Origin of the sequence: Rhodococcus sp. B10 (genome assembly GCF_011770055.1) — a bacterium.
In the GTDB taxonomy this organism is placed as follows: Bacteria; Actinomycetota; Actinomycetes; order Mycobacteriales; family Mycobacteriaceae; genus Rhodococcoides; species Rhodococcoides kyotonensis_B.
In genome coordinates this window covers 19,706-28,953 of sequence record NZ_JAAFYV010000051.1, presented here as the reverse complement: position 1 = coordinate 28,953, position 9,248 = coordinate 19,706, and the positions used below count along the sequence as shown (strand labels likewise).

General features: G+C 67.0%; 2 protein-coding genes. One reads left to right on the top strand and one right to left on the bottom strand.

From position 1 onward, the window contains the following. Positions 1-101: 101 nt before the first annotated feature. Entirely contained in the window at positions 102-938 is an 837-nt protein-coding gene (locus RhoFasB10_RS24330; RefSeq protein ID WP_068429991.1) for a Cof-type HAD-IIB family hydrolase, read from the bottom strand. 131 nt (positions 939-1,069) lie between these two features. Here RhoFasB10_RS24330 and RhoFasB10_RS24325 point away from each other — a divergent pair, with 131 nt between their 5' ends. Next, positions 1,070-9,244 (top strand): non-ribosomal peptide synthetase, encoded by an 8,175-nt coding sequence (locus RhoFasB10_RS24325; RefSeq protein ID WP_167679042.1) that lies wholly within the window; start codon positions 1,070-1,072, stop codon positions 9,242-9,244. The last annotated feature ends 4 nt before the right edge of the window (positions 9,245-9,248 follow it).

Below are 9,248 nucleotides of genomic sequence, written 5' to 3'. Positions count from 1 at the left end.
TTGGTGGTGACGGTCCGGCCCTCCCCGGTGGCATCGATGCGCCGAGGTAGCCGTCTATCGGCTGCCGGGGACCATCGATGCCACCGGGGAGGGCCGGACCGTCACCACCAACGCTCGAGGACCCGCGCGACGCCGTCGTCGGCGTTGGTGGCCGTGACCTCGTTCGCGACGGCCAGAGCCGCGGGATGCGCGTTGCCCATGGCGACGCCGAGGCCCACCATCTTCAGCATCGGCACGTCGTTGGGCATGTCGCCGAACGCGGCGATCTCGCCGACCGCGACGCCGAGCCGCTCGGCGACGACCGAGAGTCCCGACGCCTTGGTGACACCGGGCGCAGAGAGTTCGATCAGTCCGTTGTCGGTGGAGAACGTCAGGTCGGCGCGACCGTCGACGAGCGGTTCCAAGGCGTCGACCATCTCTCCGCTGGATGCGCTGGACAGTCGGATGAGTAGTTTCACGGCCGGGACGTCGAGAACCTCGTCCTGCGAGACCTCGGTGTTGTCCGGATTCAACCAGGCGTGTTCGTAGCCGGGTGAGCTGACGAACTGCGGGGTCGCGGCGTCGTGAGCGGTGGCGCCGACGCGTTCCGCGGCGAGACCACAGCCTGGCAGCGTGCGGTAGGCGATGTCGGCGAGCCAGCGCAGCGTGTCGCTGGACAGTGTCTGCGCGTCGAGGATGCGGTCGGTCCCGCTGTCGTAGACGACGGCCCCGTTGGCGCACACGCACATGGGGGCGTATCCGAGTTGCTCGACGACGGGCCCGATCCAGCGCGGCGGACGGCCGGTGGACAGCACGAACGGCGTTCCTTCGGCGGCCATGGCCAGCACGGCCCTGCGGGTGCGCGGGGTGACGTTCTCGTGCGGGTCGAGGAGCGTGCCGTCGACGTCGCTGGCAACGAGGCGGGGCTGGATACGGCTGGTTTCAGGCATCAGGGTCATTCTGCCGTACCGACATCCGCGCCAGTGGAGCGGAGCCCCACCCAGGGTGGAAAAACCACCACCTCAGGGGTGCACGCCACCACCTCGAGGGTCCGTGTCGGCGAAGCCCGATCCCGACGAGTGTTCTGTACATGGATTTCACCACTTCAGAGGCCACGACCTTCCCGCTCTCCGCCGCTCAGCGCGGAATCTGGTTCGCGCAGCACCTGGCGGGCGACGTCCCCATCTCCATCGCGCAGTACGTCGAGATCCACGGCAATCTCGACATCGAGCGCCTGACCACTGCGGCGAAGACCGCGGGCCGCGAGTACGGCACCGGTTACCTGCGCATCGTCGAGGTGGACGGCCACCCGATGCAGACGATCGATCCCTCCACCCCCGAGACCATGCCGTACTTCGACCTTCGCGACGAGGCAGATCCGATCGCCGCCGCGCGAGCCTGGATGTACGACGAGTACACCTCGCCCCTCGATCCGACGCGCGATCGCCTCGTGAACATGGCCGTCCTGCGCGTCGGCGACGAGCAGTCGTTCTGGTACTCCCGCATCCACCACATCGCCCTCGACGGGTACGGCGCGATGACGCTGCTGAAGCGCTGCGCCGAGCTCTACACCCTCGGTTCCGACGCCCCGGCGTCCAAGGCCGAGGACCTGAACATCCTCGTCGACGCCGACCGGAAGTACCGCGCGTCGGACCGCTTCGACGCAGACCGCGAGTACTGGACCGAGCATCTCGCCGGACTTCCCGACCCGGTCAGCCTGGCCGGCCACGCAGCACCGGCCGGGGCACATCCGAGGCTGCACCGCGGCGAACTGAGCCGCGCGATGTCGCAGCGTCTCGAAGAGGTTGCGGCGCAGCTCGAGTCGAGCGTCGCACCCGTCACCGTCGCCGCCTTCGGTGCGTATCTGGCCCGTGCCACCGACAGCACCGAGGTCACCCTCAGCCTGCCGGTCTCGGCACGAACGACCGCCGCGCTGCGACGCTCGGGCGGCATGATGGCGAACGTCGTCCCCCTGCGTCTGCGGCTGACGGCCGCGACGTCGGTCGCCGATCTGGTGCGCGACGCGCAACTGGAACTCACGGGGGCCCTGCGGCGTCAGCGATACCGTCAGGAAGACATCGCCCGCGATCTCGGCAACGCGTCGGGCTTCGGACCGTCGGTCAACATGATGATGTTCGACACGCGAATCATGCTGGGCGACTTCACCGGCCGATTGCACGTGCTGACGTCGGGCATGATCGACGACCTGTTCGTGAACATCTACCCCGGTGTCGGCGGTGAGAGCACGCACATCGATTTCCAGGGCAATCGCGAGCTCTATTCCGACGACGATCTCGCACGTCATCACACCGCATTCCTCGCGTTCCTCGAACGATTCCTGGACTCGCCGTCCACACCGGTCGTCACCCTCGACATGACCGACGTCGACGAGATGCACAGCGGCGCCGAACCCGTTGCCGTACGAACCTTTCCGGAGATCCTGGGCGACGCGGCGACCCGGCGCCCCGACGGAATCGCCATCGCGAACGGTGACGACGAGATCACCTATCGCGAACTCGACGAACGTTCGAACCGTCTTGCTCGCGGACTCATCTCCGACGGCGCGCGCCCCGAAACCACGGTAGCCGTGCAGATCTCACGCTCGATCGAATCCATCGTCGCGATGTGGGCCGTCGCCAAGACCGGCGCCGCGTTCGTCCCCGTGGACCCGACCTACCCGCAGGAGAGAATCGACTACCTCGTGTCCGACTCCGGCGCACTGTTGTCGATCGACGACGTCACCGGACACGACGACTTCTCCACCGAACCCATCACCGACGCCGACCGTATCGCGCCGATCCGCCCGGGTAACGCCGCGTACATCATCTACACGTCGGGGTCGACGGGGAAGCCGAAGGGCGTCGTCGTCACGCACGGCGGACTCGCCGATCTGGTCGACGACGGTGTCACCCGCCTCGGACTGACCGAGAACTCGCGCCAGACACATTTCTACTCACCGAGTTTCGACGCGTCCCTGTCGGAACTCCTGGTGACGTTCGCTGCGGCCGCGACGGTGGTCGTCGTACCTCCCGGAACCTACGGCGGCAGCGAACTCGCCGACCTGCTGACCGCGCAGCGCGTCACGCACACCGACGTCACCCCTGCCGTTCTCGGCACGCTCGACCCCACGGAACTGCCCGACCTGACCCATGTAGTCGTCGGTGGCGACGCCTGCCCATCGGAGCTTCGCGCCCGGTGGGCAGGCGACCGGCAGATGATCAACGGGTACGGGCCGACCGAGATGACGGTGACGTCCACCTACAGCGCACCGATGAGCGTCGACGGCCCGGTCACGATCGGCACCCCGGTCGGCGGCACGTCGGCCATCGTTCTGGACCGCTGGCTGCGGCCCGTCCCCGCTGGACGCGTCGGCGAGCTGTATCTGGCAGGTGAGGCAATGGCCCGCGGGTACCACGATCGTCCGGCCGTCACGGCATCCCGGTTCGTCGCGAGCCCCTACTTCCCCGGCGAACGCCTCTACCGCACCGGCGATCTCGTGCGCTGGAACTCCGATGGCCAGCTCGAGTACTCGGGACGCAGCGACTTCCAGGTCAAGATTCGCGGGTTCCGCATCGAGCTCACCGAGATCGACGCGGCCATCTCCGCCGCAGCGGACGTCGACTTCGTCATGACGATCGGCCACCGAACCAATTCGGGTGCAACGATTCTCGTGTCGTACGTCACCGGACGGGTCGACGTCGCCGCCCTGACCGCGCAGCTGTCCGCGACCCTGCCCGCCTACATGGTGCCGTCGTCGATCATGGTGCTGGACACGGTCCCGCTGACCCCGGTCGGCAAAGTCGACCGCCCAGCACTTCCCGACCCGGTGTTCACGACGTCGACGTCGCACCGTCCGCCGAGCACCGAACGGGAGATCGCGATCGCAGCACTGTTCGAGGACGTTCTGAATATCGACTCCGTCGGCGCCGACGACAGCTTCTTCGCCCTGGGCGGCGACAGTATCGTCTCGATCCAACTGGTGTCCCGCGCGAAGACCGCAGGACTGCACTTCACCGCTCGCGACGTCTTCGAGCGCAAGACCGTTGCAGCACTGGCCGACATCGCCACCGATATCGTCGCCGCACCGGTGCTCGACGAACTACCGGGCGGCGGCGTCGGAGACGTGCCGTTCACGCCGGTTGCCGCCGAGATGGTGGCTGCGGGCCACTTCCGCACCTACAGCCAGGCGGTCCGAGTCACCCTTCCCGACGGCATCTCCGACGACACGCTGATCACCGCAGCGGCGGTTCTGATCGATCATCACGACGCCCTGCGCTCCCGCGTCACGGTCAAGCACGAGATCATGCCGGCCGGATCCGTCGATGCCGCAGCGGCATTCGTCACGGGGGACATGGAGGATGCCGCGGACCGTCTCGATCCGGGGAGCGGGAAGGTCGTCCAGCTGGCCCGCACCGACGATTCTCTGTGGATCGTCCTGCACCACATCGCCGTCGACGGAGTGTCGTGGCGAATCCTGCTGCCGGACTTCGCGTCCGCCGTGATGGGTGAGTCGCTCGAACCCGTCGGCACCTCGATGCGCCGATGGGCGCACGGACTGACCGACTGTGCCGCCCGGCGCATGGACGAGGTGTCCCTGTGGTCCGACATCGCACGCACACCGGATGCCCCACTGTCGCACCGCTCGATCGATCCGGCGATCGATACCGTCGCCACCCGGGTCGACAGCGTCGTGACCGTCCCGGCGGCACTCACCGATACCGTCCTCGGCACCGTCGTCGACCGCTTCGGGTGCGGGCCGAACGATGTCCTGCTGGCTGCACTGGCCCTAGCCGTCGCCCGTTGGCGTAGCCGTGCGACGTCCGTGGTCACGCTCGAAGGCCACGGACGAGAGGAGCAGGCAGTGCCCGGAGCCGATCTGGCGCGCACAGTCGGATGGTTCACGACGGTCTTCCCCGTCGCGTTCGATCTGACCGGCATCGACATCGCCGACGCGTTCGCCGCGGGTCCGGCCGCAGGCACGGCGCTGAAAGCGGTCAAGGAACGGCTGGCCACGATACCGGACCACGGCATCGGCTACGGCATGCTGCGCCACCTGGCCGACGCGTCGGAGATCGCCGTGACGCCCCAGGTGTGCTTCAACTACCTGGGACGCGTGCAGACGGCAGCCGATTCCCCCTTCATGCCTGCCCGATTCGCGTCGCATGCCGATCCGGCCATGCCGCTTCCCGCCGCGATCGACATCAATGTCGTTGCGGAACAAACGGGTTCGGACACCGAGCTGGTGGCGACGTTCTCCTACGCGTCGACCATGTTCGACGACGTCGACGACCTGGCCACCGCGTGGATGGATGCACTGACCGCCCTGGCCGCGCACGCCGACGCCGAGACCGTCACGAGGCACACGCCGTCGGACTTCCCGCTCGTGCGCACGACGCAGACCGAGATCGATTCGTGGGAAACCGAATTCCCGGAACTGATCGACGTGTGGCCCCTGTCGCCGCTGCAGGAGGGCTTGCTGTTCCATGCGGTCTTCGACGCGGAGGGTCCGGACAGCTACATCGTCCAGTCCGTTCTGACGTTGACGGGCACCGTCGACGCCGGCCGGTTGCACGATGCAGCACAGGCACTCGTCGACCGGCACGAGAATCTGAGAGTCGCTTTCCGCGAGCAGGATTCGGGCCCTCGACAGATCGTGTTGGATCAACTCGACGTCGGCTGGACCGAGACCGATCTACGTGGCGCGGAAGACGCAGCATTGGACCGAATCTTGGAGCAGGACAGGGTTACTCGCTTCGACATGGCCCATCCACCGCTGATTCGGTTCGAACTGATCCGTACCTCCTACGACGGATACCGCCTGGTGATGACCAACCACCACATCCTGCTCGACGGCTGGTCCACGCCCCTGCTGGTCCAGGAACTGCTGACGCTCTACGCGGCGCTGAACGGCGTCGTCTCACTTCCGCCCGCACGCTCGTACCGCGAGTACCTGGCGTGGCTGGCAGAACAGGACCGCGGCGCGTCTCAGCTGGCCTGGCAGGAGGCACTGGACGGAGTCACCGAACCGACGCTCGTGTCGTCGTCGGACCACATCGGCGGCGACAGCACCGCGGGTGAGCATTCCCGGGCCCTCGGCGCCGACGTCACGGCCGCTCTGCACGGGCTGGCCAGGACACACGGCATCACGATCAACACGGCCATCCAGATCGCGTGGGCGTTGACGCTGTCGTCGCTGACCGGCAGGACCGACGTCGTCTTCGGCGGCACGGTGTCCGGTCGGCCACCGGCTCTGCCGGGCGTCGAGCAGATGGTCGGACTGTTCATCAACACCGTTCCCGTCCGAGTCCAGCTGGACCCACGAGAAACGCTCGCCGAGTTGATGTCTCGCGTCCAGAAAGAGCAGTCCCAGTTGCTCGACCACCAGTACGTCGGGCTCAGCGACATCCACGAGGCAGCAGGACTTCCCGAACTGTTCGACACGTCGACGGTGTTCGAGTCGTACCCGGTCGACCGAGCGGCGCTGTCGCAGTCACTGGACCTGGCCGGAATGCGGGTCGTCGACGCCGAAGGCACCGACGCAACTCCGTATCCGCTGTCGCTGTTGATCATCCCGGGTGACTCACTGCAGATCACGCTGAAGTACCTGGAGAACGCCGTCGACGATCCCGAAGCAGTACTCGATCGGTGCGTGGATCTGCTGTCGCGGGTCGCTGCCGAGCCGGACACGAAAGTCCTCGCCCTGTCGCCGGCTGCAGAGCCCATCCGTGGTGAAGCAGCACACGCTCCGCGTACCTTCGCGTCGATCCTGGCCGACACGGTCGCGGCACACCCCGATCGCATCGCCGTCACCTACGAGGGCACGGAGATCACCTACCGCGAACTCGATGCGCGGTCGAATGCGCTGGCACACCGACTCGTTCGACACGGCGCGAAGCCGGAGACGTTCGTTGCACTGGCGATCCCGAGGTCCATCGAGTCGGTCCTCGCGATGTGGGCGGTCGTCAAGACCGGCGCCGCGTTCGTTCCGATCGACCCGAAACTGCCCGCCGAGCGGATCGAGCGCATGCTCGACGACTGTGGCGCGCGAATCGGTGTCATCGCGGACCAGCAGCTGGACCAATCTGGGTCACTCCGCAGGCTACGCTCCCGCCCCGCCTTCAACGCGCCGATGACGTGGATCGACGCCACCGACACCGCATGCAGCACAACACCTGTGGACGTTCCGGCTCCACACCTGGACAACCTGGCCTACATGATCTTCACGTCGGGATCGACCGGGACGCCGAAAGCCGTCGCGGTCCCGCATCGCGGGCTGGCGAATTTCGCCGAGTCACAGCGCGAGGAGTTTCGTCTCGACAGCACGGCACGCGTGCTGCACTTCGCCTCACCGAGTTTCGACGCGTCGATCTCGGAGTCGCTCATGGCCTGTGCGCATGGCGGCACCCTGGTCGTCGCATCTCCGACCGTCATGGCAGGTGACGAACTCGCCGAGCTGGTGCGCCGGGAACGCGTCACGCACATGGTCATCACGCCCGCAGCGCTGGCCACGGTGGATCCGATCGACAGTGTGCGTGTGTTGGCTGTCGCGGGTGAGGCACCGAGTCGCGACGTCGTCGAGCGGTGGGCAGGCGATCGGGTGATGCTGAACCACTACGGACCCACCGAGTTCACGATCTGGGCGACGGGTTCGGCTCCGCTGCAGAAGGATTCATCGGTCGACATCGGTGGTCCGATTCGCGGGGCATCGATGCTGGTTCTGGACAATTGGCTCCGCCCGGTCACCGACGGCACCCCCGGCGAGCTGTACCTCGCCGGCCCCGCCGTCGCGCGTGGATATCAGAACCGCCAGGACCTGACGTCGACGCGTTTCGTCGCGCATCCCACCGATCCCGGCGTTCGCATGTACCGCACGGGTGACGTCGTCCGCTGGGACGGAGAGCGACTGCATTACCAGGGCCGCGCCGACTTCCAGGTGAAGATTCGCGGCTTCCGCGTCGAACTCGGCGAGGTGGACGCGACGTTCACCGAGCGTCCCGACGTCGAGTTCGCCGTCACGGTCGGTGTCGACGGACCTGCGGAAGCGACGGTCCTGGTGTCCTACGTTCTTGCCGCCGACGGCACGACACCGGATCCGGAAGCGTTGCGGCAGCACGCATCCGAACGCTTGCCCGGGTACATGGTCCCGACGGTCGTCCAGATGCTCGACGAGGTCCCGCTGACTCCCGTCGGGAAACTGGATACGGCGTCGCTGCCGAAGCCGGACTTCGCATCTCGGCGTCGACGCTACCGCGCTCCGCGCACACCGATCGAGTTGCTCGTGGTGGACGCGTTCAGCGAGATACTGGGCGTCGTCGATGTCGGTGCCGACGACTCCTTCTTCGACCTCGGCGGCAACTCGCTCGTCGCGACCCGAGTGGTGACGCGCATCAACGCGGCTCTGCCGTCACCTGTGTCGCTGCGTGACCTGTTCGAATCCCCCACTGCAGCAACGCTGGCGACCCGAATCGACGACGGCGACACCGGCTCGGAATCGACACCGTTCGATACCGTCGTCCCGCTGCGGCGCGGCGACACCGAGGCTCCGCTGTTCTGCATCCATCCCGCATCCGGGATGGCATGGAGCTACGCGGGACTCGCGGCGATGCTCGGAACGGATCGCACCGTCTACGGTATCCAGGCACCCGAACTGGCTGGGGTGGCAACGACGTCCACGCACCTCGACGACGTGATCGATCGGTATCTCGCCGAGATCCGCGCGGTGCAGCCGCAGGGCCCGTACAACCTGCTCGGATGGTCGTACGGCGGGTTCGTCGCACACGGAGTCGCAGCCCGGCTGCAAGCAATGGGCCAGGAGGTGTCGCTGCTGGCGATGCTCGATTCCGACGTCGACGCGTGCGAGCTCGAACCGCCGAATCCACTGACCACCGGTGAATTCTTCGGTGAGTTCGCGCCCGTACTCGGCATCGACGGAGTGACGTCCGAGATCACTGCGGACGACGCAGCGATGCGGGTTCGGGAAACCGTCGGAGTTCCCGTCGAAGCGCAGCACGTCGACCGTCTCGCGACGGCCTACAACAACGCACTACGACTGCTCGTCGGATATCGCCCGCCGGTGTTCGACGGGGACGTGCTGTTCTTCAGCGCTCGCGACTCACACGCCGCCGAGACGTGGCGAACCTACGTCACCGGCTGGATCGACGACCATGCTGTCGACGCCACCCACGACGGCATGCTGGATTCCGCTTCGCTGCACCAGATCTCGGCCCCGCTGGCCGCCCACTTCACCTACGCACTCGCCTCCTAGGAAG

Bases quoted from the DNA above. Each gene is read 5' to 3' on its own strand.
- RhoFasB10_RS24330 (WP_068429991.1), bottom strand. From the start codon at position 938: ATGACCCTGATGCCTGAAACCAGCCGTATCCAGCCCCGCCTCGTTGCC.
- RhoFasB10_RS24325 (WP_167679042.1), top strand. From the start codon at position 1,070: ATGGATTTCACCACTTCAGAGGCCACGACCTTCCCGCTCTCCGCCGCT.